Annotated in this window: 25 protein-coding genes and 1 other RNA gene; 11 read left to right on the top strand and 15 right to left on the bottom strand. The window is 39.6% G+C overall.

Translation table 11 applies throughout. The features are described from left to right. Positions 1–14: 14 nt before the first annotated feature. The 6 genes from DXK30_RS05690 to DXK30_RS05665 all read left to right on the top strand — a co-directional run bounded on the left by DXK30_RS05690 (position 15) and on the right by DXK30_RS05665 (position 6,541). A complete protein-coding gene (locus DXK30_RS05690) occupies positions 15–1,577 on the top strand; it encodes an alpha,alpha-trehalose-phosphate synthase (UDP-forming) (protein ID WP_114700871.1) in 1,563 nt (520 codons plus the stop codon). A gap of 19 nt (positions 1,578–1,596) precedes the next feature. Then, positions 1,597–2,682, top strand: coding sequence for an acyl-CoA dehydrogenase family protein (locus tag DXK30_RS05685; RefSeq protein ID WP_201508060.1), 1,086 nt, complete (start codon positions 1,597–1,599; stop codon positions 2,680–2,682). Beyond that, positions 2,670–3,530, top strand: coding sequence for a PIG-L deacetylase family protein (locus tag DXK30_RS05680; RefSeq protein ID WP_114700870.1), 861 nt, complete (start codon positions 2,670–2,672; stop codon positions 3,528–3,530). The genes DXK30_RS05685 and DXK30_RS05680 overlap by 13 nt, the downstream gene beginning before the upstream one ends. Continuing rightward, entirely contained in the window at positions 3,514–4,242 is a 729-nt protein-coding gene (locus DXK30_RS05675) for a class I SAM-dependent DNA methyltransferase (RefSeq protein ID WP_114700869.1), read from the top strand. Before DXK30_RS05680 ends, DXK30_RS05675 begins: the two co-directional genes overlap by 17 nt. Before the next feature lie 44 nt (positions 4,243–4,286). Further along, complete coding sequence (locus DXK30_RS05670) at positions 4,287–4,955, top strand: glycosyltransferase (RefSeq protein WP_114700868.1); 669 nt, start codon at positions 4,287–4,289, stop codon at positions 4,953–4,955. Between the two features lie 902 nt (positions 4,956–5,857). Next, entirely contained in the window at positions 5,858–6,541 is a 684-nt protein-coding gene (locus DXK30_RS05665) for a DUF421 domain-containing protein (protein ID WP_114700867.1), read from the top strand. A gap of 3 nt (positions 6,542–6,544) precedes the next feature. Here the strand turns inward: DXK30_RS05665 and DXK30_RS05660 are convergent, their stop codons facing one another. Continuing rightward, positions 6,545–7,015 (bottom strand): CinA family protein, encoded by a 471-nt coding sequence (locus tag DXK30_RS05660; protein ID WP_114700866.1) that lies wholly within the window; start codon positions 7,013–7,015, stop codon positions 6,545–6,547. Between the two features lie 207 nt (positions 7,016–7,222). Next, positions 7,223–7,531, bottom strand: a complete 309-nt coding sequence (locus tag DXK30_RS05655; RefSeq protein ID WP_449314284.1) for a CsbD family protein — start codon at positions 7,529–7,531, stop codon at positions 7,223–7,225. Positions 7,532–7,888: 357 nt separating this feature from the next. Between DXK30_RS05655 and DXK30_RS05650 the strand changes: the two genes are divergently transcribed. Then, complete coding sequence (locus tag DXK30_RS05650) at positions 7,889–8,317, top strand: MgtC/SapB family protein (RefSeq protein ID WP_114700865.1); 429 nt, start codon at positions 7,889–7,891, stop codon at positions 8,315–8,317. A gap of 64 nt (positions 8,318–8,381) precedes the next feature. Here the strand turns inward: DXK30_RS05650 and DXK30_RS05645 are convergent, their stop codons facing one another. Continuing rightward, positions 8,382–10,010: a long-chain-fatty-acid--CoA ligase gene (locus DXK30_RS05645; protein ID WP_114700864.1), complete on the bottom strand. Its 1,629-nt coding sequence runs from the start codon at positions 10,008–10,010 to the stop codon at positions 8,382–8,384. Between the two features lie 526 nt (positions 10,011–10,536). On the opposite strand from DXK30_RS05645, the gene DXK30_RS05640 reads away from it, so the two are divergent. Next, positions 10,537–11,004 (top strand): BLUF domain-containing protein, encoded by a 468-nt coding sequence (locus DXK30_RS05640; protein WP_114700863.1) that lies wholly within the window; start codon positions 10,537–10,539, stop codon positions 11,002–11,004. Positions 11,005–11,936: 932 nt separating this feature from the next. Here DXK30_RS05640 and DXK30_RS05635 read toward each other — a convergent pair. Together DXK30_RS05635 and DXK30_RS05630 are read right to left on the bottom strand one after the other, a co-directional pair. Next, positions 11,937–15,173 (bottom strand): type ISP restriction/modification enzyme, encoded by a 3,237-nt coding sequence (locus tag DXK30_RS05635; RefSeq protein ID WP_114700862.1) that lies wholly within the window; start codon positions 15,171–15,173, stop codon positions 11,937–11,939. Positions 15,174–15,270: 97 nt separating this feature from the next. Then, on the bottom strand, positions 15,271–15,570 hold the full coding sequence (locus DXK30_RS05630; protein ID WP_114700861.1) for a helix-turn-helix domain-containing protein: 300 nt from the start codon (positions 15,568–15,570) through the stop codon (positions 15,271–15,273). Between the two features lie 960 nt (positions 15,571–16,530). Here DXK30_RS05630 and DXK30_RS05625 point away from each other — a divergent pair. The 3 genes from DXK30_RS05625 to DXK30_RS05615 are packed head-to-tail and all read left to right on the top strand — an operon-like array spanning position 16,531 to position 18,809. Then, entirely contained in the window at positions 16,531–17,028 is a 498-nt protein-coding gene (locus tag DXK30_RS05625) for a hypothetical protein (RefSeq protein WP_114700860.1), read from the top strand. A gap of 47 nt (positions 17,029–17,075) precedes the next feature. Next, positions 17,076–17,912, top strand: a complete 837-nt coding sequence (locus DXK30_RS05620) for a hypothetical protein (protein WP_114700859.1) — start codon at positions 17,076–17,078, stop codon at positions 17,910–17,912. Between the two features lie 6 nt (positions 17,913–17,918). Further along, positions 17,919–18,809 carry a DUF3037 domain-containing protein gene (locus DXK30_RS05615; protein WP_114700858.1) on the top strand — a complete coding sequence of 297 codons (891 nt, stop codon included), beginning with the start codon at positions 17,919–17,921 and terminating at the stop codon, positions 18,807–18,809. A gap of 379 nt (positions 18,810–19,188) precedes the next feature. Here DXK30_RS05615 and DXK30_RS05610 read toward each other — a convergent pair whose 3' ends face one another. The 10 genes from DXK30_RS05610 to DXK30_RS05565 all read right to left on the bottom strand — a co-directional run bounded on the left by DXK30_RS05610 (position 19,189) and on the right by DXK30_RS05565 (position 26,990). Beyond that, positions 19,189–21,312, bottom strand: coding sequence for a DUF3987 domain-containing protein (locus tag DXK30_RS05610; RefSeq protein ID WP_114700857.1), 2,124 nt, complete (start codon positions 21,310–21,312; stop codon positions 19,189–19,191). After that, positions 21,309–21,491 (bottom strand): hypothetical protein, encoded by a 183-nt coding sequence (locus DXK30_RS05605; RefSeq protein ID WP_114700856.1) that lies wholly within the window; start codon positions 21,489–21,491, stop codon positions 21,309–21,311. Before DXK30_RS05605 ends, DXK30_RS05610 begins: the two co-directional genes overlap by 4 nt. Further along, positions 21,484–22,008 (bottom strand): hypothetical protein, encoded by a 525-nt coding sequence (locus tag DXK30_RS05600; protein ID WP_114700855.1) that lies wholly within the window; start codon positions 22,006–22,008, stop codon positions 21,484–21,486. Before DXK30_RS05600 ends, DXK30_RS05605 begins: the two co-directional genes overlap by 8 nt. Continuing rightward, a complete protein-coding gene (locus DXK30_RS05595) occupies positions 22,005–22,253 on the bottom strand; it encodes a helix-turn-helix domain-containing protein (RefSeq protein ID WP_114700854.1) in 249 nt (82 codons plus the stop codon). Before DXK30_RS05595 ends, DXK30_RS05600 begins: the two co-directional genes overlap by 4 nt. 3 nt (positions 22,254–22,256) lie before the next feature. Further along, positions 22,257–22,547 (bottom strand): helix-turn-helix transcriptional regulator, encoded by a 291-nt coding sequence (locus DXK30_RS05590; RefSeq protein WP_227670760.1) that lies wholly within the window; start codon positions 22,545–22,547, stop codon positions 22,257–22,259. A gap of 182 nt (positions 22,548–22,729) precedes the next feature. Continuing rightward, positions 22,730–23,086, bottom strand: a complete 357-nt coding sequence (locus DXK30_RS05585; RefSeq protein ID WP_114700853.1) for a hypothetical protein — start codon at positions 23,084–23,086, stop codon at positions 22,730–22,732. Positions 23,087–23,140: 54 nt separating this feature from the next. After that, complete coding sequence (locus tag DXK30_RS05580) at positions 23,141–24,352, bottom strand: hypothetical protein (protein ID WP_162799513.1); 1,212 nt, start codon at positions 24,350–24,352, stop codon at positions 23,141–23,143. Positions 24,353–24,469: 117 nt separating this feature from the next. After that, a complete protein-coding gene (locus DXK30_RS05575; RefSeq protein WP_114700851.1) occupies positions 24,470–25,711 on the bottom strand; it encodes a tyrosine-type recombinase/integrase in 1,242 nt (413 codons plus the stop codon). Between the two features lie 163 nt (positions 25,712–25,874). After that, positions 25,875–26,233, bottom strand: a transfer-messenger RNA (tmRNA) gene (gene ssrA / locus DXK30_RS05570). A gap of 85 nt (positions 26,234–26,318) precedes the next feature. Then, complete coding sequence (locus DXK30_RS05565; protein WP_114700850.1) at positions 26,319–26,990, bottom strand: alpha/beta hydrolase; 672 nt, start codon at positions 26,988–26,990, stop codon at positions 26,319–26,321. Between the last annotated feature and the right edge of the window lie 2 nt (positions 26,991–26,992).

Below are 26,992 nucleotides of genomic sequence, written 5' to 3'. Positions count from 1 at the left end.
TTAAGGTCAATGCTATGAGTCGCTTAATTGTATTATCAAATCGAGTTAAGCTCCCTGATAATAAACCGATGGCTGGCGGTCTCGCAGTAGCACTACAAAATGTCTTAATAGGGAGTTCAGTGGTTTGGATGGGGTGGAATGGCAAGGTCGTTGAAAACCATAGTCATGATAGCGGTCCTACTAATTCATTTAGCAACAAGCAAACCGATTTGACAGGTAAAGACACTTGTATTACTTATATGACCACCGCTCTTACCAGTGAACAATATAATCAATTTTACTGTGGTTTCGCTAACAATGTTTTGTGGCCGTTACTACACGAACGAACCGACCTAATCAGTCAGAAACCCCAAGATTACGCAGGCTATCAAGCGGTAAACCATCTGTTCGCTAAACAACTAGAAAGGATTATTGAGCCTGATGATGTAATTTGGGTACATGATTATCATTTTTTAAGCGTGGCATATCATTGTAGACAGTTAGGCATCTTTAATCGTATCGGATTTTTCTTACATATCCCCTTTGCCTCATTACAATTTTGGAAAACGCTCAAACAAAGCCGTGAGATTGTGCATCATTTGGCTCATTATGATCTAGTAGGTACGCAAACTCAGCGAGATAGAAATAATTGCTTGAATGTCTTGCAGTATTATTTGAAAGATCATTTTATACACGACCAGCTTGTAGCAAGCGCGCCGATAAATGTGTTAGATATGAAGCAAAATTTTGCTCCGCCCTATACCTGTACTAGAGCAAAAATGACGCTCAATTTAGCGCTGAAATCTCAGCACTCTTTAATAGTGGGTGCTTATCCAATAGGTATCAATGTGGCACAAATTCAAAAACAAGTTAGCCACTTACCTTTAGAGTCTTCGTTGGGTTCTACCAACTCTAATCAAAATACAGAGCATACCTTCCAACAGATCATTGCAGTAGATAGGATAGATTATTCAAAAGGACTGTTAAAACGCTTTGCAGCATATGGCGATTTTCTGGCGCAACATCCATCATATCAAAACCGTTTGCAGTTATTACAAGTCGCCTGTCCTAGTCGCTTAGATTTGCCGACATATCAAAGTCTCTATAATGATGTCAAAAAGAAGGTTCATAAAATTAATCAGCAATACTCATCTGAGAAGAACGCTTGGCAAGCCATTAATTATAGCGAAACCGTATTGAGCCATGAGAAATTAATGACGATGTTTTGGCAAAGTGATGTCGGTTGGGTGAACTCACTTAAAGATGGCATGAACTTAGTTGCTAAAGAGTATGTTGCTGCCCAAAATCCTGATAATCCTGGTGTGTTATTACTCTCGCGTTATGCTGGAGCAGCTGAGCAAATGCAAGACGCTGTCATTATAGATCCTAATAACTCAGACAGTATGCTAACAGGCTTGCGAACGGCCCTCAAGATGCCATTGGAAGAGCGTCAGTCTCGTTACCGGTCGTTACTGCAAGGGCTACAAAAAGATAGTTTGCAGATTTGGCAGCAGAGTTTTTTGGATGATTTATACAACGAAAGCAGCAGTCAAATAAGTAGCATGGAGCCCGTCAATATTCACATGTCTGACTCATAACGATAACTAGGAGACTCTCATGCGATCGACAAATATAAAAAATGACTTATTGAAAGATATTAAAGTCGCTGTCGATAGAATAATAGCTACTGACAACCAAGCGATGAGTACGCTTAGTCTAAGCGATACGTTACGCTACGAAATTTTAAAAACATTGGTGAGTTATAGCGAAAATATCCCTCATCCAGCAAGCGGTATGGCTGAGCATAGTAGGCTTTCAAATACTTTAATCCGTTGGCAAGTTTTGGCATATGCTGCAAGTATTGATCTAACGATTGCTAAATGGTTCGAGTCGCATTTAGATGCTTTAAGTATTCTGCATGAAATTGGATATAGTAAAGTAGTCAAAGGTTTATGGGCCGTTTGGGCAGCAGAAGGCCATCCCGACCCGCTACGTTATGAACAAGGAAAAGCCATTGGTCACAAAGCATGGTGTTCAGGAGCTAGCATGGTAGATTATGCCCTCGTTACTTATCTTAATAGCAACAATCAATCACAACTAGCAATTATAGACATGCATCAGGCAGGTATTGAAATTAATAGTAGTGAGTGGCAGGCAGTAGGTATGCAAGCCACAGATACAGCTACTGTGAAGTTTTGTGGTGTATCAGCAAGTTTAGTTGGAAAAGAGAATGCCTATCTAGAACGTGCAGGGTTTTGGCACGGGGCTGCAGGGGTTGCTGCGTGTTGGTATGGCGCAGCAGCTTGCCTAGCAAGCTATTTGACCACTGCTTATCAGCAAAAGCCGAATGACTATAAAGCAATGTATTTAGGTGAAGTTAGCACTGCATTAGCAGTTACTCAACAATATCTTTATTACGTCGCCGATCTAATAGACACAGAGCCATCGCTTTGCCATGAGCTTACTATACGTCAATTGAGAGCTCAAATTGAAAAAGTCGCGCGCTACACAGTAGAGGTAGTGGGTCAAGCATTAGGAGCCGCACCATTTTGCCATAATGCTCATTTTGCACAATTGTCCGCAGATCTTCCTGTGTTTATTCGTCAGAGTCATGGTGCTTTCGACTTACAAAAAATTGGTGAGTTGACCAACTTTTTACACAGTCATTCGACTCATGGGCAGGCAAACGTATGGCAACTATAACATCAGATCAGAGTACAAAGCTTATCCCCAAAGATAGTAACGTCAAGTCTACTACCCTTCTTCGTCACGCTCATCCGATCGTAGGGGACCGTATTATTGAAGGTGCTGGTACCAGCTCAGACACATGGCAAAACTGGACGGGATTACAAAAATTGCCTCCATTGAATATTCAGACCAGCTTCGGCTCACATCAACGCGTCTGTATCTTTGCACCGCATCCTGATGATGAGATATTAGGCTGTGGCGGATTATTACAGCAATTAGCAGATAATGGTAACCCTATAGTCCTCATCCACGTGACTAATGGTACCCAAAGTCATCCAAACTCGAAGATTTACTCTCCAGAACAGCTGAACATTATCCGTCCAAAAGAAAGTGTTGAAGCTCTAAAAGCATTGAGCGTGAACCACCAGGTTACGACACTTGCTTTAAACTTAACAGATGGCGATGTATTCGCGCAACAAGCTCTCTTTTATCAGAAATTAGCAAGCATCCTCCAACCTGATGACATTTTAGTCACGACTTTCACACATGATGGGCATCCTGACCATGAAGCTACAGGGCAAGTGGTCACCTCATTTGCCAAGCACCACTACCTGCTCTGTTATCAAGTACTGATCTGGGCGTGGCATTGGGCAAAACCTGATGACAGTCGAATCCCTTGGCACCATACTGTGAGAGTGGACTTAACGCCTGAGCAATTAGAGAAAAAAATCCAAGCTATCCACTGCTTTAAAAGCCAAACCACTGAAGATGTAAGTACAGGCAACTCGCCTATTCTAACTAAGCAAACGATTACTCGAATCAGCCAACCTTGGGAAGTTTATATATATGAACCATACCTCTAAAGACAGCTTGGCTAATTCAAGTCAGTACAGCGCCTATTCGGATTCATATTTTGACAAATTATATAATGACAATACTGACCCATGGCAATATCAAACTCGTTGGTACGAAGAACGAAAACGTAATACTTGCTTGGCTCTACTACCCCAACCACACTATGAACGTGCGATTGAATTGGGCTGCGGTAATGGCGTACTAAGCGAGTTATTGGCGCATCGTTGTCAGGATTTAATCAGTATCGATGGCAACCATCAAGCAGTGAAACTTGCTAAAGAGCGTTTAGCAGCACTACCTCATGCTAAAGTCATACAGGGCATTGTTCCCGAGAAACTATTTTCTTTAAAGGAACTAGTGGGACAGAAAAGTTTGTCATCAGAAGATAATTCTATCAATCAACCGCCCTTTGATTTAATCGTTATTAGTGAGATTTTATACTATTTATCATCCAAAGATGTCGATGCAGTCATCAATTGGGTACTACACAATCTTACTCTAAATGGCACTCTGCTGTGCTGCCACTGGCGATATGCTATTGATGGTTTTGCAATGACAGGTGAGGTTGTACATCAACGTTTGCATCAAGCCTTTAGCGTTGCAAACGAAAAAAATCATCACGCTTTCAATCATCAGAGCCAAATGATAGATAGCGATTTTTTATTAGATATTTGGCAACGTTCTTCCACGTCAGTTGCTATGCAAGAAAACCTAATATAGAAAACCAGAAAGAATCGTAAATTATATCGGGATTGGTAGATATTATGAAAATTAGTATTGTAATTCCTGCTCATAATGAAGCAGAGACTATCGCCCAGTGCCTGGCGTCTGTACAGATTGCAATCGATCAGTTACCTTCAACTTTCACTGCTTCTGTACTGGTGGTACTAGATAGCTGTACTGATGACACATTGAGAATTGTCCAAGCGGCAGGGGTCGATTATTTATGCTGTTATTATCAGTGCGTGGGACAAGTCAGGGATCTGGGCATCCGCCACGCGATTGTAAATGGTGCAACATGGCTCGCTTGTACCGATGCGGATTCTTCAGTTTCTGCAGATTGGTTATTACAGCAAATTGAACATATCCGCCATCAAAAAACTGATATGATTTGCGGCGTAGTAACTGTTGATAATTGGTCACATTTATCCCTATACACAAAGAAAGCTTATATGGCTCACTATCAAGATAAGATGGGGCATCGTCATGTTCATGGGGCAAATTTAAGTTTTAGCAAAGAGGCATACCTAGCTAGTGGAGGTTTTGCGGCACTAGCTTGTCATGAAGACGTAGACCTTGTAAATAGATTTGAAGCTCAATGCTATGCGATTACTTGGAGCAATCGCGTCCGTGTACTGACCAGTAGTCGATTGCAAGCTCGAGCAAAAGAAGGTTTTGGTGCATTTTTAGCAAACCTTGAGACAGTCAGCTAGTAAGCATCATATTAAATCTGTTACAGCTCAAGTCTATGAAAAATTGGGATTAAAAGACGTCACCTTTACTAGGTTTATCTATATTCTCGGGCACAGACACCATCTTATAAGTCTCATCACTTCCCTCTTCTATAATCGTTGCTTTGATGATTTTTTCTTTTTTTGTCTCAATTCCTTTAAGTCCCAAAGCCGCTACAAAATATATTTGTCAGAAACCTCAATGTGCTCATCAATTCTTAACCTAGTATCGTCTGTAAGCCTCCCATCATTTAAAAGTACAAAATTAGCGTGTTGAATACCTTTTGTACTAGATGTATCAATTAAAAAATATAAAAAGACTGGCATAAGCAACAGGGCTATCATTATTCTTTTAGTAAGTGATTCAGCAGGATAGTATCTTCATGTATATAATGGCGCTAATAACATTACGACGCATATGCTTAATAAAATGGTGAACAAATAATGGGTAGGCGAGTAAAATATAGTAATCAACATAGTCGGAATTTAGTCCTGACAGCGCGTTTTATAAAAATAATCTTAATAATGAATAGAAATATTCTTTTACATATTTATCTAAAAATCAGATTTTAATATAATAGTTACAAACTCTCTATTAATATACCATCCATGACCAACCTTCATTTTTATAAAAAACTGATAATTTTTTATATCACTTTTCCCTCTCGAGTACTAAAAATAACAATGGGTAATTATGTACATATAATAAAAAATTAACTATATTCCTCCCTTTATTTATATATTATTTTAATAAATCACATTACTCTATTTTATTATATTTATTAAAATTTAAGTAGCTGCTTTATATTTACTCTAAACTATAGAGCTAGAAGTTTTCATTACTACCACTACAAACGGTTAAAGAATAATAATAGGAGAATAAAATGAACTGGTTAAGTATCTTTATTTACGATACGACATGGTCTTTTGCAGCAGAAATAGCCATACGTACCGTTATCATGTTCAGTTTGGTTATTTTATTCCTAAGATTTACAGGTAAGCGCGGTGTTCGGCAACTGACTATTTTTGAATTGACCATTATCTTATCACTCGGCTCTATCGCTGGTGACCCCATGTTTACTGAAGACTTACCCGTAATCCAAGCGGTACTTATCATGAGTATCGTACTGTTGCTTTATAGATTATGTACTTGGCTTGCCTCCAAACATAAAGCCTTTGAGTTACTACTAGAAGGCAAACCTACTTACATTGTCGAAAACGGTTTATTGGTGTTGGAGGATGTCAAAAAAGGCAGGATGTCTCATGATGAGTTCTTTACTGAAATGCGCAAACAAGGTATACGTCACTTAGGGCAAGTGCACATGGGATTACTAGAAACCGATGGGGAATTTAGCGTGTTGTTATTTCCAGATGATGAGACTCAATACGGTTTGCCAGTTTTTCCTAAAGAGTTTCAGCCAGCACAATTTATAGAGTTTGGGCATAGGTATGCCTGTATGCACTGCGGTTACGTTGATCGTATCTCAGACCTAAACAGTCCATGTAAGCGTTGTCATCATAATACTGTAGGCTGGGCAAGAGCCCTCAATAATAAGATCGTAAACTAACGCTTAATAATTACTCACCACATCAATAACACTTTTACAAACTAGGCTATAGATGCTACGCAATTTTTGTTGGGATGGTCCATTACATAAGCTGCGGAAACTGTGCACCTTGCCCTTATAGCCAATACAATAAAAAAACGTTCCGACTGGTTTATCTTTAGTCTCAGATCCTCCATGCTTTAACAGCCCTGTACATGCCACATGCAAATCTGCCTCAAATTTTACTTGAGATTGCTTGACGAGCTCTTGAGTAACCTCCAAGGATTCAGGCGTATATTCATCAATTAGCTGGCTCGATATGTTCAATACATTCTGTTTTATCACCGCGTCATAACATACCAATCCGCCTATCAGTACATCGCCTGAATAAGGACTGACAGAAAAACGATGGGCAAGATAGCCTGCGGTCGCGCTTTCAATAAACATGACCGTTAAATTTTTATCTGCTAAAAGTTTCACACAGCTATCTGACATGGCCTTCTCCTCCCATAGTTAAAACATCCTCACATAACTAAAATAGCAGTCACATAGAAATCACTCTGTATTTTTATCTCTTTTCTCGTAACTTCTTTTTGCTTAAAACTCTGTCATGATAAAAATAAAAAGAGGCCACATACACAGTATATGACCCCTTTGTGGCTTGGGCATTAGCCACTAGTTAAATGCCAACTAATACGGTGTTTAGTATTGGTTTTCGCGACGCCAATTATCCACATCACGCTCTGCATCTTCTCTCGAATGGCCATAACGCTCTTGGACACGGCCGACCAGTCTGTCACGATCACCTTCGATATGGGTAAGATCATCATCGGTTAATTCAGCCCACTTTTGCTTTACTGTCCCTTTGAGCTGATTCCACTCACCTTTTAGCGTCTGATTATCTATATCTTTGTTTTTAATGTCTTGATTGTTCATATTTTCACCTTCCATTTTTTGGTTGTTTTTATATTGTGTGTCCATGCTTTGCTCATTAGTATTCGGAGTATCCATTACAGCTATCCTTTTATTAGAGACTTTGTATCAGCCATAACCAAACCCGACTGATAAAAATAATATAATACATTTCACCCGATATTTTCTGTATATAGAGTGTTTTCGTTTATATGGCATTATTAATAATTTAACAACATTATGTCTTATGTTTAATTATTTTTAGCAAGTTAGTGTTTATTATAATTATCGCTATTACCATTAAATTATAACCATTATTTATTGATTATTTTAAATAATACATTGAATTTATTGAAACATATTAAATTCATCTTTACTAAATTAATTATACTTTTGTTTTTAGTTACGCTATATTTTATCGTGAGAATAACTTTAAATACTCTTTGAGCCGCCATTATGTTTAACTTTGACATTAATCTAAAAATTTTTATATACCATGCTTTGCAGTTGGGTATTGCCTTTATATTGTCGTTACCAATTGCTCTTAACCGTGAGCTTGAGGACAATGGCGCTGGTCTCAGAACCTTTCCTTTAGTAACCATTGCATCATGTGCCTTTATGCTAGTAGGCATGGATATATACCCAGAGCCTGATGCTGAGGCTAGAATTATGTATGGGATAATTACTGGTATGGGTTTTATAGGTGGAGGAGCTATTTTTAAAAATGAGGATGGTGCCAAAGGCACTGCCACCGCTGCGGGATTATGGAATACAGCAGCGATTGGTATTTCAGTTGCCTATAGCCGTTACGAAATTGCCATTATATTATCCATAGTTGGTTTTTTAATCCTACAGTTTTCTAAGCCTTTTAAACCAAAAGCCTAATATCAAAAATAATTTTGATACTAGGCTTTTGGATAGCATTATTAAGGATTCTTAAAATACATTATTAAGTAGCTAACAATACGTTGCCATAGTCATCACGCAGATCTTTTTTCACCATTTTTCCAGCACCATTCAGCACAATGTTATCTACAAATATGACTTTATCTGGTATTTGCCAGCTGGCGATTTTACCTTCGTAAAAGCTCAGTACTTGCGACTCATCAATTTCTGAATCTGGCTCCTTAACCACAATCAGTACTGGACGTTCGCTCCATTTTTTATGCTTTGCAGCAATAGCGGCCGCCATTCTTATCTGTGGATGTGCGACTGCGATGTTCTCTAGCTCTACTGATGATATCCACTCCCCACCAGATTTAATCAAATCTTTTGAGCGATCTCGGATATTCATATAGCCATCGGCATCAATGGTTGCAATATCACCTGTGTCGAACCAACCATCTTCAGTTATCGCATCAGGATTCTCTGTGTAATAATCATTGATGATCCAGTGCCCTTTAATCTGTAGACGACCTTGAGACATACCATCTTCTTCGACTCGCTGTAGCGGCGCGTCAGTATCTATGAGGCGTAGCTGAACGCCATAAGGTGGGCGACCTTGAGAGTTGCGTAATTCGTTAATCTCATCTTTACTCAGTGATTTATGCTTGGCTTTTATTTGATTCATCGTGCCAAGTGGACTGGTTTCTGTCATACCCCATCCATGTATTGCGTCGCAATTAAAATCTTCTCTGAAGGTTTTGATTACCGATGGTGGGCAAGCTGCTCCACCCACGATGGTACGGGTCATACTATCAAGCTTGCTACCTCTGGCTTTGGCAGCGGTCAATAGACTTTGCCAAATCGTTGGAACGCCTAAAGCAACCGTGACATGACAATCATCGATGAGAGATACTAAGCTATCACCATCGAGATTTGGACCAGGAAGTATGAGAGAGCAACCAGTCAAAGCAGCTGCGTAAGGTGTGCCCCACGCATTGACATGGAACATCGGCACTACGGGTAACAAAACATCTTGTGCAGACAGAGCAGAGACATCAGGCATGCATAAAGCCATTGCATGTAGCACAGAAGAGCGATGAGTATATAAAATCCCTTTAGGGTTACCAGTAGTTCCTGATGTGTAGCATAAAGAGCTGGCTGTCGCTTCATCGAATTGAGGCCAGTCAAAGTCAGTAGAATTTTCTGCTAATAGCTCATCAAAGAACAGTACATTAGGCAGTTTTTCTACGATACTATCATCTCGACCACTTAAACAAATGAAGTGTTCAACACCTTTGATATGCTCTTTGATTGCCATAATTAGCGGTAGGAAAGTAGTATCAAAAAATAGTACACGATCATCAGCGTCGTTAATAATGTAGCTAAGCTGCTCGGGGAACAAACGTGGATTGATAGTATGGCAAACCATACCACTGCCTGAAATCGCATACCAAGCTTCTAAATGACGTCGATTATTCCAAGCCAAAGTCGCTATGCGTTCTGATGATTTAAGTCCTAGTGTAGCCAACGCATTGGCCAATCGTTTTGAGTTATCTGAGACAGTACGCCAGTCGGTATGTGTCATCTGTCCGTCGACTTCTTTGGACAAAACTGCCGTATCGCCATGGTAACGGGCAGCGTGTTCGATCAGACCACTGATTAGCAATGGCTGATACATCATTTTTCCTAACATAATACATTCCCTGTAGTTATTTGAAAGTCCGCTTATTCTTGCTACTGCATCGTCTAATGCGAAGAATAAGCCTCAACTAAGAATAATCAGAATTATTCTTTAAGACAAGTTAATATTATGCTCCCTATAGACAACAAAAAACTGTGATTCAACTCAAAAGATTTAACTATATTAGCTTTTATTTAATTAACGGACCTTTATATCTGTATTTCCCATTAATAGCACCTTATAAGTGGCTTATCATGGCATGAACTATTCGTGCTCGCATAAATGCTGTTTTATGGCTTTAAATCGTACAGTTATTTATTTTCATTGGTTGGGATAATTTACTCTTATGAAACATGTACACATATAAATTCCTATATAGTACAGCATATCTACACGCCTGCTACATTTGACGCGTGTCCTAAATAGTAATAGCTACTACCATTATTTCCTCATTTTTGTAGTTATAATTAAAAATCCCAATTTTGGTAGTAATATTTAATAATCAAACAAAATAACCTTTTATTAGATGGAGTAAAATATGGAGCTAAATCCAACCGAGCTTCGAGAGAAAAATAATTTAGACATGCATCAAGGCGAACATATAATTCTGCGTTTAACTTATGTTAGCCGCTATAACACTGAAAATGCAAATGTCGAAGTAGCACGCATTCTTGAACAAGCGCAAAGGAACAATGAACGCAAAGGTATTACTGGAGCGTTAGTGATTAATGAAAACTATTTCATCCAAGTTATTGAAGGCGCAAGACCTGTAATTAATGACCTATTAAGCAAGTTGATTAACGACAAACGACATTTCAATTTGGATATTATTGAGTGTCGCGAGGTAGACGAGCGACGTTGGAATACATGGTCAATGAAATATTTAACGATCAGCGACCAGAATCAAGAATATGTTCTGAAGTACTCAGCTACGAATGAGTTTAAACCGTACCTAATGACTGCTTCTCAAATTATGATGTTTATTGAAAAATTATCAGAAATATAAGGACTACGAGAGAGACGTGAATTTGATATTAAAATACACTAATTTTTAACTAGATAGTTAACATAAGCTCAAATTGATCTTTGTGGGAATAGCTCACTGCGACATTTTGAGTGTTTTTACTTTTTATATCCTAAGATAAATAAACTTTGAGGCTTAACTATATCTTATATGGTTCGCCATACCCCTACGAGGTAGTGAAAACCCAAAAAACGCCCAAAATAAAGGGCTAACAGTCTATGACGGTCAGCCCTTTATCAGTGTTTGGTGGAGATGGCGGAAACTAAACTATACTTATAAATAATTGATAATAAAAGTTATTAATATTTTCAAAATAGACGATACCAACCATAATACCAACAATAGATTTTAGTTTTAGCTGTTGTTGAATACTGACTATTTTACTTATATATTATTTGTAACTTATTGCGCTGATGTGCTGTTACTTGACGTCACGCTTAATTTCGCTCGATATATTTAACTTCGCTCACCATGTCGTTAAAAGTTAAGCGTTTATCGCGCATTTTTTGTGCGTGTTGCCTGTATAACCCTGTAACGTCCATATTACGGTATATTTCTTCGCTCAATAAGTATCAAGGCGCGCGCGAGAACGAGCGAAATATGATCCCCTATGTAATTTGAACTGAACAATATGTGCGCTTTTATGCGCACAAACACACGTTTTCACACTCATAAAAGCGCACATTTCGCGTATTTCTAACTGTGATTACCTTGCGTTTTTGATGAGTTTACCGCGCAAGTAACTCACCTTGTAGTTATTGAAGTATAGCCAAGTCATAATTGCATCAGCTGTACGTGCTGGATTCAGTCAGGGCGGACAGTTTGGTAGTGCAATCATACTTGCCAGCCACAAAAAAAGGCAAACGCTTAACCCTGATTACTTTATCTTAACGTAATTTTATCGTTAGACCGATTTAACCCACCACGTTGATATTATCAATCTGTTGCACCAGCTCATTTGTTAGGCTAAGTGACGCGATGATATTCAGATAATGCTTAATATCATGATGGTCTAGCGTACGCTCACGGCGGTCTTTTAGCCATTTTTGCGCGGGCTGATAACCACCGATATAGAATTCCCATGCGACTCGTGGCACATTGGTAAAATACTGAGTATCGTTAAGCCAAACTTTACCAATGCTGCTATCTACTTCGTCAGGCTCAAAACCAACGCTAGCCTTGATCATCTTACGCGTAACACTATTATCCCCTGATATTGGATAGCCAAGACTTAGCGCCTTAATCTGTGTGGCAAGCTTTGGTGATTCTAACAAGTGAATTTGACGTAGCTCGCCACCTAGCGACACTAGCTGCCAAAAAGTAACGGCATCGCTAGGATATGGCACGCGTGGGAAGTCAATTTTAAGAAACTCTTTATAAGTCTCACGGTATGTCGGGCTGTGCAATACAGCATAGATATAGTCAAGAATATCTATCGGGGCAAACGTGCCAGCGGTATCTTCCTTTTCATTAGTAAATCTTAAGCCAATTGCTTTGGCAATGTCTGCCACGATTTTAGGGTCAAGGTTTGGTATTCGGGTTGAGCTGCCTTCTTCTGGATATAGGTATAGTGGAAGGTTCATAGCATTTGAACCACTCTTAGAAGATAAGTATATCGCTTCTGATATTTTATTGGTTATAAATGAATGTGCAAAGCTACTATCTCTATGCGCTTTAGTAACTAAAAGCGATAGGTTGTCTTTATTTATAATCTGAGACATTACCTCGTAACGCCATCTCCATAGAAGCTTGTTATCAAATACAGTAAATCTATTATCAAAAGGTCTAAAGCTTATAACAGTTGCTTTCTTTTCAATTTTGCTTATTTCAGCCTTATTATCATTAATCCACTTAGGATAATTTTTCCCTAAGCCATACTTATTTTTTAGTTGCACATCAGTGTATTCGTTATTTAAAAAATCAGAAATTCGATTTATTAGCTTTTCTTCTTTTTCATCAATTATGAAGTTATCCCCCATAGTAACAATGCCACTAGAAACCTGTGGAAATAGCTCATCTAGCTTAAAATATAATTCGTACTCATATCTTCCTTTTTCATCTTTAGGATTAAAGAAAAAATTAGGTTTACTATAAGAGATTGACTTAAAAGAGATTTCACTTAAGGAGTGTTCTTCTAAGAAGGTGTATTTTGTATCTCTCTTACCATATAGGTCATAGTGATAAATTTCCCCTAGTTCTTTATCTGATTTTTTTCCACTTTTAACAAATATAGTGATTGCTACACCTTGCATAATATCAAAAACATTTTCGTCTATACTCCCGTCTGGACAAACTTCATGTCTATTACTGTTGCCATGCAAATCAATGGTGTAGATTTTATCGAATGTTTTTAACAAATTCCAACGCATACCGCGGAAAGTTGGATTATCCAAAAACCCATGTGGATTGATAAAAGCTAAAATACCTTCACCATTCTTCTCAACAAAACGCTGACCATAGCGTATAAATTTTACGTAATCATCGTTTAGCCAATGCTTACGTTCATTAAAATGCTTACCGTCTATATATTTATACTCTTCGATTAAATTTGAAATCCATTTACCGTTATTTTGAGATACACCACTATAAGGCGGATTACCCATCACTACCATCACCGGTGCATCACGCTTGATAGCACTGGCTTCGTTCGCCTCAGCAGACAGCCAGCCAGCAAATATTGTCCCTGTATCGGGGTTATGTTCCTCTAATGAGTTGGTCAGATAGACTTGCAGACGCTTGGGCTTAACCGGTTGATACCCTGTCTCAGTCAATAGCATATCTAGCTTGAGATGCGCGATTGCGTAGCTCGCCATAAGCAACTCAAAGCCATGTAAGCGAGGCAATAGATCTTGTTCAGCATAACTGCTCCACATACCACCCATGTTCTCAAACTTACTGTGGAATATATAATGAATAATAGTGGCTAAAAATGTCCCTGTACCAGTCGCTGGATCAATGATTTGTACTTTATGCACTAGCTCTTTTACGGTCTTATAGCCTGATTTGGTACGACTATCGGGTGTTTGCGTTTCTTTGTCTATCTCAATCTTACTGGTATCAGCAATACCTTCGGGCAAATCAAACTCAGACTTCAATATATCGTCCACGGCACGCACGATAAACTGCACTACTGGTTTAGGCGTGTAATAAACACCTGCACCTTTACGTAGTTCAGGATCGTATTTTTTTAAAAAAGTCTCATAAAAGTGAATAATCGGGTCTTGTGTTTGAGTGGTCTTACCGAAGTTTTGAAGAATAGCCGCGACATCAGTTGCTCTAAATACATCAGCTAAGTTATCTACAGTTAGCTTGATACGGTCATCAATATCGACGCCAGCGACGTGAGAGAATAGTTTTCGTAAGAATGGATTGGTCTTAGGTATCAGCTCCGCCGCTTCTTGGCGGCTAAAAGTGTCTAAGGTGTCGTCATTCAAACGTGCAGCAAACATACCGTAAGCAAGTGTCTGCGCGTAAATATCAGCAAATGCTTTTGGCGTTAGATCATGAATAAGCACGTTCTTAAAAGTATTGAACTGATCACGTAAATCTGAATTATCGTCTGAATCCTCATCGCTCGTTAATGCTTGGTGCAGTATGTTTTCAAGTAGTCTCGCTTTACCTGCCATCATAATCGCAAGGCGTTGAGCTGATTTAATGGTTTGACCTTTATAACCACAGAACTTTTTTAGTGCTTCAATAAAGGAACTATAATTTTCTTCACAATACTCATTACCTACTAAAGAATTCTGATAGTTTTCATCGGCTTCTGTGATATAAGCCAAGCGAACAGTATTTATTAGCTCTCCATACTCGTAAAATTCAAATACTGTGTAATCAGTAATGATTAAATTATCAAGTGCTGCCTTATAGCGATCAAACTGTTCTATATACAGTTTAGAACCTAAATCTTTGCCAACGTCTTTAGCCTCAATGAAGCCAATAGGGATACTTTCTTTACTAACTAAATAGTCAGGGTTACCGCATTCCGTTGCTTGTTTTGGCTCATTGGTCACTACTACATCAGGTACTAAAGCATTAATTAAAACTTCTAAGTGTGTGCGGAAGGTATGCTCTGAGGCACCCCCCTGCTTGACCCTTGATGCTACTTTATTGAGGTAATCGCTAATGTGATGGTGATTGCTATCTGACATAGATATCCCTAAGTTTTACTGATAAATAGATGGGTTGGATTATGAAATTTTAAATAAGATCGAAAAGTTGTGAGGGTTAACCTATAGAGTCAGAGTACTATATCAATATGACATCACTGTTTGGCATCTTAGCGATAATACTCACCTCGCCACCTAACGCTCTGACATAGTTTTGCAAAGTCGATAGCTGAATATCCTTACCGCTTTCTACCTTTGATATACTGGCTTGTGACACACCCATAATGACGGCAAGCTCGGTCTGTTTTAACTGTTTGGCTTTGCGTAGTTTGGCAAGCTCAATAGACTGGATTAATATCTTAGATTTATTATTGATCGCTTGTTGGCTATCGGCTGGCAAGTCTGCTACATAATGATTCAGTGCGCTAAAATGCGTCATAGATTAGACCCCTGTTCTTATATGTCATCATAATACAACAATACAGTTATATTTTGTCGAGTTTTGGGCTATGGGTTTCAGTCCATTATAATAATGATAGGAGTATCAGTTATACAAAAAGGCAGACAATGTAAGTGTACCTAAATGATAAAGACTATGTACGAAATAGTAGGTCTAGGGGTGACGAAAAATGACGAAAAATTGACTATGATTGGTTATCTCTACTATATGTATGTCTCTAATATTTGTTTCCATCTATGCAAAAAATATGAAGAGTAATATTTACTGCTCTTCATATTGGCAAGCTGTCAATGATAGTAAGATCATAAAGATTAACTTATTCATCTATCCACCTATATTTATCCACTTTATGAACCATACCTTAGGATGATTAATAAAAGTCATGCTTTAACTTTTTAACATGGCATTAACCTACTCATAGTGTCTGTAAGTCACGCGCTTACGTTACTTGTCGCGAAAGTCTTTTTAACTTCTGTTTGAAACGGTTTTTTTCTTGTGCGTGTGAATGGTGGCGGTGTTCATTGGTCTGCCTGTTCAATCTCGATTTACAGCTCACTCTCTAACGTGTCCGAAAACTAGCACCCTCTGTCAGGAGTGCGAGCATCAACCATATTTATTATGGTCAAATTCCAATGATAGTTCTTTGACTAGATCTGAAATTAGAACAAAATCTAAAGCTTATTATTACCTGTTGTGCATATAATACTGCAATCTACAGTGTGTTGTAGCTTATAGTTGCTTGCCGATATTGCTCAAAGCTTACTAATCGGTTAAAGTTGACTAATATTTAGCTGTTTGCTAACAACGATTAGCATGTGGTTTATCAAACTATGAGTAATACAAGTAAGAAAGGTGGTGACTTGGATGAGGCTAGAGAGATAGGCTGAAGGTATGTGTAACCTGAGGCCTTTGGATTGAGACTAATATAAGGACGTGATTATGCTGTTAGATAGAGAAATGCAGTTGACTATTTTGACTGAATTAAGTGAAACCTACCCCTCATCAGTGAACGTTAGTGAAAAATATGATTACGGAAGTGATGATTACTATAAGTTCATCGCCAACTTGGCTTACCTAAAAGATCATAAACTCATTTCTGAAAAGAGCCTGCTTGTATCGCCGTCTATGCAAGGTGAATCTTTCCAACCCCATTTGGCTTCTATCACTCATATAGGCATGGACTTTCTTGCAGATGATGGCGGGCTATCAGCCATCTTAGGTGTAGTGACTATTAAGTTTGAAGCCGAACAGTTTAGGACAATCCTAGAGTCTATGATTCTGTCCTCTAATCTACCAACTGAACGTAAACAGACAATGATTGACGCGCTTCGAGAGCTGCCCGCTGAGAGTATAAAACACCTGACAACAAGAATTGTGGATGCGGGCTGGGATAATTTAGACTCTCTAATGACAATAATTCAAAACAGTCTTCTTTAAGAGCATAAGAAAAAGTTGAGATGATCAACTAATCATAGGATGTTGTTATGAAAAGAATACTAAAGCTTGTTATGCCGTGCGATATAGAACGTATTATTCAAACTAAAAAAAATGACCCTATTAGCAACGTATTAATGGGTAGCTTACTTCTAAACAATCAGCCTCATTCTGTGTATTTTAAATTTTATTCGCTAAAGGAAGGCAATCGTGGTTTGCTCAATGAGATTCTTGGTTATTTATATGGCACAATTTCAAATATACCTCAGCCAGAATTTGCAGGAGTTGCATTAGTACCAACTAAAATGCTGCGTCCTTTTTATCAGTTGCTTACCAAAGAGATGCGGGAATATGTTGATCAAGAAGAAACATTACCTGCTTTTTTTACCACGGCTGCTACTAGCACACACTACGAGTTTCATACCTTAAATGACTGGCTGCGCAATCAAATACTTAAATGGAAAGACTTTAATAAGGCTGTTGTGTTTGATGAGGTAATAGCGAATACTGACCGTTATCCGCGCAACCTTATTCATACGGGAGATAATCTTTTTTGCTTGATCGACAATGGGTTTCTAGCGACTGAGGATAACAATAATCCAAACTGGAATTACAGCTCCCTCCAGCCTCAACTCAATTACTCAAACCAGCTTGCTTCAATTAATCAAAATGAGATAGAGTCTGATGTCAGGAAAGGTAACCGCTTCATATCTGTTGCTGAAGATTATTTCTTGTCACATCAACACTTATTACCTGAGATGAAGTTCTGGATAGATCACTTTGCCACTGATAATAAAAAAGATTGGCAATCTTTCTTGAGTTTCTTACAATGGCGAACGGATAATGTGAACGAATTAATAAGCAATCGTTATGGTTTACTGGGGTAGTTAGTGATGAGCTGGAAGAGTTTACTAGAAAATACCGAACAGCATAGGGTAGCTGGCCATTACCAAGTAATTAAATTTACTCCAAACTTAATTGCTCAGGAAACTTTTAATATTGGCATCGTATTTCACGACAGTGAAGATAATCGTCATGTTCGTATGTTGAAAAATGCGAAGGCCTTTGAATGCTTATACGGCAAAGAAGGCGCAGCCCAAGTTCAGAACATGCTTAACTATGCAAAAGATATTGCTGAGAAATTGGGCGATACTGTTATTGCTTCACCTCATTTGAGTTATTCCGCACCCTTATTTACTCAAGGCTTAACTATTGACCAAATACTATCTAGCTTGTATGGACAGTATATTAATTTGATTTGCGATCATATGGAGATTCAATCAACCCAACGTCAATCAATAAATACCGACTCTTTACGTAAAAAATTATTCAAAGATTTACGCAAAGCCAACCCAGAAGGCTTCAAGGATATCTTGCGTGAAGATCCTTTTATTATTGGCGGTGATAGCAAAGTTGAGATAAATATGCCTATTTGGAAACATGGGGATATTTTCAAAAACAACTTTTTTGGTACGTTGGTATCAGCAGACTTCATTCCAGAAGCTTATTTAGGATATAACCTAGATACGCTTGGCGCCATGAACCTACAAACAGCATGTGAGATATCGGGAGGAAAAAGCAGAGCCGGATTCTTTATCTATTGCCCCACACCTGATAATAGTGACATTAGCGAAGAGAATTACACAAACATAATCAAGCACATAAATAAAACATCAAATAATGTTAAATATATGGCAGACCGTACTAACATACCTTTAAAGTTTGTTCAGTCTGATGACCTAAAGAAACTATACGAAGATATATTAAATTTTACTTACGCATAACCAAAAATTTGTTACTAGTAATAAGGCTTTTAATTACTTGCGAATAACTACTCAAGCTTCTCTCTAACCGCCCCAGTGGCGATTTTTACTATTTACTCATCGCCCACCTTGCGTTAAGCGCGCTCTTTTAATCAATTAAAAAGTCGCTATAGTTGCTAAAGTTGGTCATAAGCCTTTGTTGTCAAGTCTTGTAGGTTAGCTCACTACCTGCTAATGGTCGCTAAAGTTGCTATAGTTCGTCTGTTTTGGCTAAGTTTAGCGATAGATTAGCAAATTTAGCTATACTTAGCAGCACATCACCTAAAATTAAGCCCTTGACTGGTAAGGGCTAGATAAAGTTTAGCAAATTTAGCAGCTTTTTAGGGGTAGCTAAGGTTAGCTATTCATTAATTAGTTTAGGATTAATGCACACTAAACGCCTGCGCCCCTCACTTTCTAACCTAACATGCCCCATGCTTTCTAGATCATCAAGTAAGCCGTTCAGCTTCTTACCTCTAATAGAGTTAGGTGCATTTTGTGACACAAACGACTTATTCAAGATAGGTGGATTTTTACCCCTCACTTTATCCACTAGCCAGCTGCTTAGCTTCTCACTGTCGTTCTGCTCACCTGTAGGCGTTGCATCAAGGTAGCGTAAGCGTTCACTGGTAGAGTATTCTACAAGCATAAACGCCCGTTTAATATCATCAGTAGTGATCGTATTGCGTCCATCAAAGAAAGCCATTAATGACGCGATACGGCTCGCGTTCTCCGCCATACGTGACGCATATGCTTTTAGATACTCCAACGGCTGCCCCTGTGCTTGCCTATCCTCTATCGCCTGTTTGAAGTCACTAAAGACTTGCCTAGTCTGTTTATCTGCCCATTGCATTTTAATGCGCTTCGGTGCGCCTATGCTGTCACTGGGTAGGTTGGCTGGTAATGGATCAAGTAAGCTTTGACAGCGTGACCAGTATTCTATTAAGTAAGGGTTGTCATACGGGCTGTCATTATTGCGCTGCTCATCGTTCCATACTCTTTGACCGCGCAAATCTTCAGGACAGGCAATTAAGGCACGGGCTAAAAACCCCTGTCCATTCATCACGGGGTCGGCTAGTGCTGGTTCTAAGATAACGCGCTGTCCTTGTAGTAATAGCGTCATACGCACGTTGTAAGCGTCTGTGTGCGGTGTTGCATAGGCAGACTTTTGCGAGCGCAAACGGGACACTTCACCATCACTGTATAGCGTTGTTAATGATGATAAAGCATTGCCTGCGGTATCACCTTTCATGGTATGACCATTAAAGAACTGGGCTGCTTCGTCTGTCGTCCATGACGCATTACTGATACTACCATCAATAAATTTATCGAGTATCGGCTCGATGGTCGCTTCTTTAAACATGGTCTTAGGGTTTTGGGGCTTTGGGTTGGACTCTAAGAAGTCGGCTAGCTCTTTACCTTTTAGACTTGTCTTATCATTCTCCCATGATGACAGTTCAATAAGATAATCAGCATATAACTGCTTTTCATACTCACGTATTTTGAAGTGAGTTAAGCCCATAGCCTGTGACTTACCGCTACCACTTTCGCCCTCTGTGATTAATATTAAACTGGTCGGCATGTGCCCGTGTCCCATCGGTGCATCAATAAACCGTTGCCCCATGTGTGCCAACGCCCCTAAAACGCACTGACCTGCAATAGCTGTCGGTGCTTGCGTGTAGTGTGCGACTGCCTTAACAACGTGCTGTAGTAAGCCTGTGAACGCATCTATAGGGTATGGCGTGGGCTTGTTTGGGCTATTGGCTAATGGTTCAGGCTCGCCCCATATCTCAGCCTGTAGATCTAGTATGGCTGTATCATCAAGGGCTAGTATGTCTCTATAGCTTAGATTGCCGTATTCTAAATGCTCTAAGACGTTTCTATCACTGGTAACAATGGCTTTAACGTTCTCACCTTTGAACGGCTTACAAACTTTGTCTTTCTGATCTAAGGTAGTAAAGATAGTCACGGGATAAACTTCGGCAAAGTGACTAACCATGCTATTGAATAGCAGCTTATCAAGGCTTACCAGTAGCGTAACGTTATCGGCTATGAAGTAGTGAGCAAGCTTTATAACATCCTCTAGTGGGTTATCAATCGCTATGACCTCATTACCACTGTCTAACGTGCCAATGATTAAAGCAGACGGCTGCATACGGTCAATTATTAACGGCTTTTGATTGCTGTTAGGTGTGACGCTGGCAAGGGTTACGGGGTCATCTTGGTTGCTGCTCAACACTAGCCCTATTGTGCCAGCCGTGGGCGCTATAGTTCCTGTATCAAAGCCTGTGGTTATGGTAATATTATCATCAATGCACAATAACTTATCTTGTATGCCTAATTGCTCACATAGGTTATATAAATTTAATAGTGCATTGTCATCTGCTAGCCCTTGCCGTGTGGCTGCATCAAATCTACTTATCATTTCAAAGCCTGCGCTAAATGTGTGGGCTTTTTCATGGGTGTTTGTTGATGTGGTGGTCATTCAGCCCCCCTTACCTGTGTTTGGTTAGGCTGGCGCATGGCTCTATACTTGTTAAATTTACGCTGTTTACTTTGAACAACAGACAAACCCTCATCATGCGCACCGTTAATGGCTTGATTGGCTAGTGTGATATTGGTAGTGGTTTGAGAGTTTGAGGTCGTGCTAATTGAGTTAGCCATGACAGCTACCTCCTAGTGATTTATGAGTTAATGCCACGCTATACAGTAAAAGTATAGGGTGACGGGTCTTACTCTCGGCATCACTAGAAGCCGCCCCGCATATTCGCCTTGCGGCTATTGTATTTTGCAGCGTCAACCCGTCATAGTCGGTTAGCAAGTGATTTGCTATAAATATGAGGGAATATCCCCTTGTCACGCTTAAATGCGTATTTGGGGCAGTGCTTGATGGCATAGTGACAGCTTGAGAGGCTGGGCTATTATCAGGCACAAAAAAAGCCAATAAATAACGGCTGGCTTGTCCGCTAGTGATTTTTGAGAGGTATATATAGTAACGGCTGTTATCGTCACTTGCAATCTGTTTTGTAATGACGGGCTGGCATGTGACAAACAGTAGTAGTAAGCCAATACACACTACCCATGCCATAAAGATGGTAAATCTAAGTAGTAATCCGCGTTTGGCAGTATATGCTCCGTGGTGAGACTTTAGATCAAGTTTAACCTTATGATTGTTGCTCATAACTGTTCACCTCCGCTTATGGCATTGGGTAGCTGCTCTATCCAGTAGCGTTTAAAGCGTTTGCCGTTATTCTTCACCCATTCATCTTGAATAGCTATGCCTTGATCTCTTAGCTCACTGACACGCTGTAAAAAGCACGTTATGTTATAGAGGTCGTAAGCTTCATAAGTGGATAGGCTTTTACCTGCCAGCATGTGATTAAGAATGATCTGCTTATATTTCTGCTTTGTTTGCCGTGTATTCATGGATTACACCTCGCTAGTGTTTGAGGTGTGACTGTTAAGCCAGTTGTGAACGTCTGCATAGCTCCATGCTGTCATCGTTGGTGATAACTTTCTGCCAGCTGGGAAACGCCCATCTTTTGACCATTCAAACAAGGTAGTTTTGCTAAAAGGTAGAAACGGCAAAATGTCCTTAGCTCTGCCCATGCCAGTAGTGGGCAGTTGCATAGCTGAACTGTTTACGGTGGTTGGTTCGGTATCGTTCGAGGTGTTATCAGTAAAAGCAATTACTGGCGTGTTTTGGGTTGGGTGTGTCATGTTTATATCTCCATGTCAGCTGTAACGGTGTGCTACGGCTTTCAACATGGTTCTATGATATGTGGTGGGGCTTTACGGAGGTTCTACAGTAGATAGCAAGTTATCTATAGTAGATTACTTACTATCTACATTCATAAAAAGAACCGCCTGTTAAGACGGTTGCTATTATTAGATATTAAGTTTCAATCATTGAGCTGTTTATGCAGTTGAAGCATACTTTTTAAGCTATCAATACTATCAGGATATTTCTTAGCAAATTCCATAACAGCATCGTTATCATTTAAATTAAGACTGCTCATTTCCTGCATTGCTTTCTCATGCTGTTTTCTAGCTTTTCGAGCGTCCCATGCTTTTCTTATATCCTGACCTTCTTTGAAACTCTTACTCCAATCACTAGTATCAATTACTGCATCAGTTGCCCTTGGTGGTGCATCGTTATGCCGTTGCCATGATTGGTCATGAACATAAACGTCGTAGCGTTGGGCATGAGACAATATAGCCAGACTACATCCTAAAGTAATTACAATTAGTTTTTTCATCAAACAATCCTTGTCCTTTGTCTAAATCGTAGATAGCAAGTTATCTACTATAGATTACTTTAGTGGTTTTATATCGTTAATGCGTGACAGCCATTTACCTACTGCTTGGTACTCAAGCGTTAATCCGTCATTTTGCAATATGGTAGTGATACTAGCATTCAATGATGGGTTATTTTGGCTATATGGTTCTGTATTATCTAGATTAGACAGTTGAGCCATTGCATACATTACTCTATCTACAGTTCTGTATGATTGATGAGGCACTTTATTTAAGTCATCGGCCGGCTTGTTTTCTAGTTCGGCTTTAGCTTTTTCTAACTGGCTATCGAGGTCTGCTATTTTGATGTTAGCGGTTATCAGTTCTTGGCTTAACTGTTCAAACGTTTTAGGATCAACTTGCGTAACTGGGGACGTTCCCATCGAGAGACTACCAGTAGCTTTTACATTTGCTGCTTCTTTTTCAAATTCTACTACGCGTTTTTGTAGTTCTTCGTTTTGCACTGATTGCTCTATTGTTAAATCAGCATTAAAATTTTTATAAGTAAAACCACATTTGGCTAGCCATACTTTAACTTGCTCAGCCTTGATCTTCTCTTCCTCATCGATCGGTGTTAATTCGTTGGCATCTATTGCATTACTTACCATGTCCCAATATACCTGATACTTTTCATCGCGATTGATACGAGTTGGATCATCATTGGTCATTAGGCATATTATTTGCTCAGGGCTATAGCTTACAAGGTTTATCAGTTCTCTCTGATAGATGCCTAAATTTATATAATCTTTTATGGCTTGCTGACTACTTTTCGGTAATTCGTAGTATTCGCTATCTCTTCTGTTTATCATATTACTGTACATGGAATATAGAGCGTTACTATCACTCCAAACTACTAGACTGGTATGTTTAGCTATCTCCTCTATTTTTAACAAGTCAAACCTTGACCATAAATTTTTCTTCAAACAACGTTGTAATGTAATATATTCATCAAAATTGTTATCTTCATGAATAAATTGTCGTGAAGCCTTTCTATAATCTCTAACTTTCTGCTTTAATTCATAACTATTGGATATGGGTTTGTAAATAGGGTTATAAGCGTCTAAGCTATTTAATTCATATACTGTCAAAGAAAACAGACCTAAACTATCCATTATATGGATAACGAATTCTGTATCATCGCTACCTATAATGTCTATAACATCGAAAACTGATAAATACTTCTCTCGTTCTGCATTGTCTTTTAATGTAATCGCTTCAGCTAACCCCACAATACACACCCCTACACCCTTTAATCAAAATAGGTGCAAGGCAATGACAGCATAAGGGTGTGTAAATAGCTGTCGTTCGGGTAATTAGTCCTAGCCTTGCATAGTTAGCGCTAAGTGTTAGCCTAGCTTTTGTTTGTGTTGTTTGAAGTCTGCACGGATCACGTTGTCTAGTTTGCCAGCGTAAGCATCGTCAATGAAGTTTGCCCATTCATTCATCATGTCTATTCTGTATGGTAGGTGCTGCGCTCCGTTGTATGCTGCGCTTATCTTGTTTTCTCTGTCATGTGCTAGCTGTAGCTCTATTGCTTCGTGCATAAACTCTTTTTCATGTAGCGTGGTACTGGCAAGTCCACGGAAGCCGTGACCTGTCATTTTACCTTTATAACCCATATTCCATAGGGCATTAATAAATGCGCTTTGACTGTATGGCTTACGAGTTGAGGTATTAAAGAAAACGTACTGATCCGAAAAACCTAGCTCTTTTATCTGCTCCAGTATCGCCATTGCTTGCGGTGCTAACGGTACAATGTGTAAACGCTTGGCTTTCATCTTATCAGCTGGTATGCGCCATAAGCCATGTTTGTAGTCAATCTCTGACCATTCCATAAAGCGTAATTCATTGGTACGCACAAACGTATAGCATAAAAACCATAAGCCTAGCTTCACCAGTACATCACCTTGATAAGCATTGATGTCTGTTAGTAGCTTTGGCAGTTGCTGGCTAGTAATGCGGTGATGGTTGATAGTTTTGTGTGGTTTGATTGCTTCGGCTAGGTCGGTGGCTGGGTTATGCGTGGCTAGTCCATTGCGTATGGCATGTTTGAATATCTGCCCTACTTCTCTAATGGTACGCTTTGCCATTTCATTAGCTCCGCGGCTTTCTACTGCTTTACCAATAGCCAATATATCAGGCGCGGTTATGTCGTTGATGTTCTTTTGACCAATAGAGGGCTGAACATCGCGCATATAGGCGGAATAGTTACGGGTAAAGGTGCTTTCTGCTAGGTAGGTTTTGCGCTCGCTATACCATGACTGGGCTATGTTATCGAAAATATTTAAACCGTCTTGGCTGGCTTGCTGCTCTTTTTTATGGTCTTTAGGGTTCACACCATCAGCTATTAAGCGTTTGATCTCAATATTGCGCTGCCTTGCGTTCTGTAAGCTCATAACTGGATAAGTGCCAATAGTGAGGGTTTGCTGCTTACCTTGCCAGCGGTATGCGCTGATCCATGACTTAACGCCCGTATAACGCACCCATAATTGCAGCCCGTTACCGTCACTATGCTTGTCAGGTCGCTTTGTATCAATCGAGGTGCTACTAGGTTGTAGCTTATTGATGACGGTATGAGTTAAGGGCATTAGGCTATCCTTTGTTGGTATTGAGAGTGTGTATAAACTCTAATACCAACAATAATACCAACATTCTATATAGTTCGCCATACCCCTACGAGGTAGTGAAAACCCAAAAAACGCCCAAAATAAAGGGCTGACAGTCTATGACGGTCAGCCCTTTATCGTTGTTTGGTGGAGATGGCGGGAGTTGAACCCGCGTCCGCCAGCATTACGCTCATGAATCTACATGTTTAGTTTCTGTCTTTAGTTTTAATCCGCACCGATCCGACAGTCAGGATGGATTGGACGATTCTCTACTTTTGAACCCAAGCAATTGAGACAATCACTTGTGGCGAGCCTACATGCGGACGCTTCAACTTAGTTAACCAACTGTAGGTGACCAGCAACTAAGTAAGCAGGGTTTAAGCTGCTAGAGCGTAAGTTTCGTCGTTTGCGACTATAACAATATATGTTTGATTAACGAGAGGACATACACTCTCGACATGCATCATTGAGTTTCATCACCAGCGTCGAAGCCAGAACATCCCCAATAAGGTCGCTTATTATATAGGAGATACCGGTTAGGTTTCAACCTATAAGTAGCCTGCATTACATTACGTTACAGCTTAATAGGTTAGGCCAAGACAGTGTTTAACCATTTGCCGATATTTTGAATCTGCGGCATACAGACTTGATGTGCCATCGGATAGGTATTGTAAGAGACATTATAATTCTTTTCTGATAATAACTGCTGTGCTTGCTCACCTAGGACGACAGGAACAACTGGATCATGAGAACCATGTTCAATCAAAATCGGCATGTCTTTGTTGGCAGCACTATACGCAATATTGTCGTTGGTTGCTAAGTAGGTAGAGAGCGTCATCAAGCCAGCCAAACGTTTTGGATAGCCAAGTGCCACATGATACGCAACTGCCCCGCCCTGCGAAAACCCTGCGATGACGATATGCTCTGGTAACACACCGCGCTCTATCTCACGACTGATCAAATCTTGTATCTGCTGAGCAGACTCTTCAATCTGAGCCACATCTACTTTACGCTCCAGACTCATCTCTATGATGTCGTACCATGCTGGCATCACCATACCGCCATTTACCGTGACTGGGCGTTTAGGGGCATGTGGGAAGATAAAACGTACTGCCATATCATCCGCCAGTCCAAGCTGCGGTACAACTGGCTCAAAATCATGACCGCTAGCACCTAGACCGTGCAGCCAAATCACTGCGCGATCTATCTTTTTTTGAGAGGGATTGTGCTCAACGACGACTGCATCTAAATAATTACTCATAG

This window comes from Psychrobacter proteolyticus, assembly GCF_003350005.1.
Lineage (GTDB): Bacteria > Pseudomonadota > Gammaproteobacteria > Pseudomonadales > Moraxellaceae > Psychrobacter > Psychrobacter proteolyticus.
This window is presented reverse-complemented; position numbering and strand designations above follow the sequence as displayed.

Excerpts from the sequence above, each read along its gene's own strand:
- DXK30_RS05690 (WP_114700871.1), top strand. The coding sequence starts at position 15 with ATGAGTCGCTTAATTGTATTATCAAATCGAGTTAAGCTCCCTGATAAT.
- DXK30_RS05685 (WP_201508060.1), top strand. The coding sequence starts at position 1,597 with ATGCGATCGACAAATATAAAAAATGACTTATTGAAAGATATTAAAGTC.
- DXK30_RS05680 (WP_114700870.1), top strand. The coding sequence starts at position 2,670 with ATGGCAACTATAACATCAGATCAGAGTACAAAGCTTATCCCCAAAGAT.
- DXK30_RS05675 (WP_114700869.1), top strand. The coding sequence starts at position 3,514 with ATGAACCATACCTCTAAAGACAGCTTGGCTAATTCAAGTCAGTACAGC.
- DXK30_RS05670 (WP_114700868.1), top strand. The coding sequence starts at position 4,287 with ATGAAAATTAGTATTGTAATTCCTGCTCATAATGAAGCAGAGACTATC.
- DXK30_RS05665 (WP_114700867.1), top strand. The coding sequence starts at position 5,858 with ATGAACTGGTTAAGTATCTTTATTTACGATACGACATGGTCTTTTGCA.
- DXK30_RS05660 (WP_114700866.1), bottom strand. The coding sequence starts at position 7,015 with ATGTCAGATAGCTGTGTGAAACTTTTAGCAGATAAAAATTTAACGGTC.
- DXK30_RS05655 (WP_449314284.1), bottom strand. The coding sequence starts at position 7,531 with ATGGATACTCCGAATACTAATGAGCAAAGCATGGACACACAATATAAA.
- DXK30_RS05650 (WP_114700865.1), top strand. The coding sequence starts at position 7,889 with ATGTTTAACTTTGACATTAATCTAAAAATTTTTATATACCATGCTTTG.
- DXK30_RS05645 (WP_114700864.1), bottom strand. The coding sequence starts at position 10,010 with ATGTTAGGAAAAATGATGTATCAGCCATTGCTAATCAGTGGTCTGATC.
- DXK30_RS05640 (WP_114700863.1), top strand. The coding sequence starts at position 10,537 with ATGGAGCTAAATCCAACCGAGCTTCGAGAGAAAAATAATTTAGACATG.
- DXK30_RS05635 (WP_114700862.1), bottom strand. The coding sequence starts at position 15,173 with ATGTCAGATAGCAATCACCATCACATTAGCGATTACCTCAATAAAGTA.
- DXK30_RS05630 (WP_114700861.1), bottom strand. The coding sequence starts at position 15,570 with ATGACGCATTTTAGCGCACTGAATCATTATGTAGCAGACTTGCCAGCC.
- DXK30_RS05625 (WP_114700860.1), top strand. The coding sequence starts at position 16,531 with ATGCTGTTAGATAGAGAAATGCAGTTGACTATTTTGACTGAATTAAGT.
- DXK30_RS05620 (WP_114700859.1), top strand. The coding sequence starts at position 17,076 with ATGAAAAGAATACTAAAGCTTGTTATGCCGTGCGATATAGAACGTATT.
- DXK30_RS05615 (WP_114700858.1), top strand. The coding sequence starts at position 17,919 with ATGAGCTGGAAGAGTTTACTAGAAAATACCGAACAGCATAGGGTAGCT.
- DXK30_RS05610 (WP_114700857.1), bottom strand. The coding sequence starts at position 21,312 with ATGACCACCACATCAACAAACACCCATGAAAAAGCCCACACATTTAGC.
- DXK30_RS05605 (WP_114700856.1), bottom strand. The coding sequence starts at position 21,491 with ATGGCTAACTCAATTAGCACGACCTCAAACTCTCAAACCACTACCAAT.
- DXK30_RS05600 (WP_114700855.1), bottom strand. The coding sequence starts at position 22,008 with ATGAGCAACAATCATAAGGTTAAACTTGATCTAAAGTCTCACCACGGA.
- DXK30_RS05595 (WP_114700854.1), bottom strand. The coding sequence starts at position 22,253 with ATGAATACACGGCAAACAAAGCAGAAATATAAGCAGATCATTCTTAAT.
- DXK30_RS05590 (WP_227670760.1), bottom strand. The coding sequence starts at position 22,547 with ATGACACACCCAACCCAAAACACGCCAGTAATTGCTTTTACTGATAAC.
- DXK30_RS05585 (WP_114700853.1), bottom strand. The coding sequence starts at position 23,086 with ATGAAAAAACTAATTGTAATTACTTTAGGATGTAGTCTGGCTATATTG.
- DXK30_RS05575 (WP_114700851.1), bottom strand. The coding sequence starts at position 25,711 with ATGCCCTTAACTCATACCGTCATCAATAAGCTACAACCTAGTAGCACC.
- DXK30_RS05565 (WP_114700850.1), bottom strand. The coding sequence starts at position 26,990 with ATGAGTAATTATTTAGATGCAGTCGTCGTTGAGCACAATCCCTCTCAA.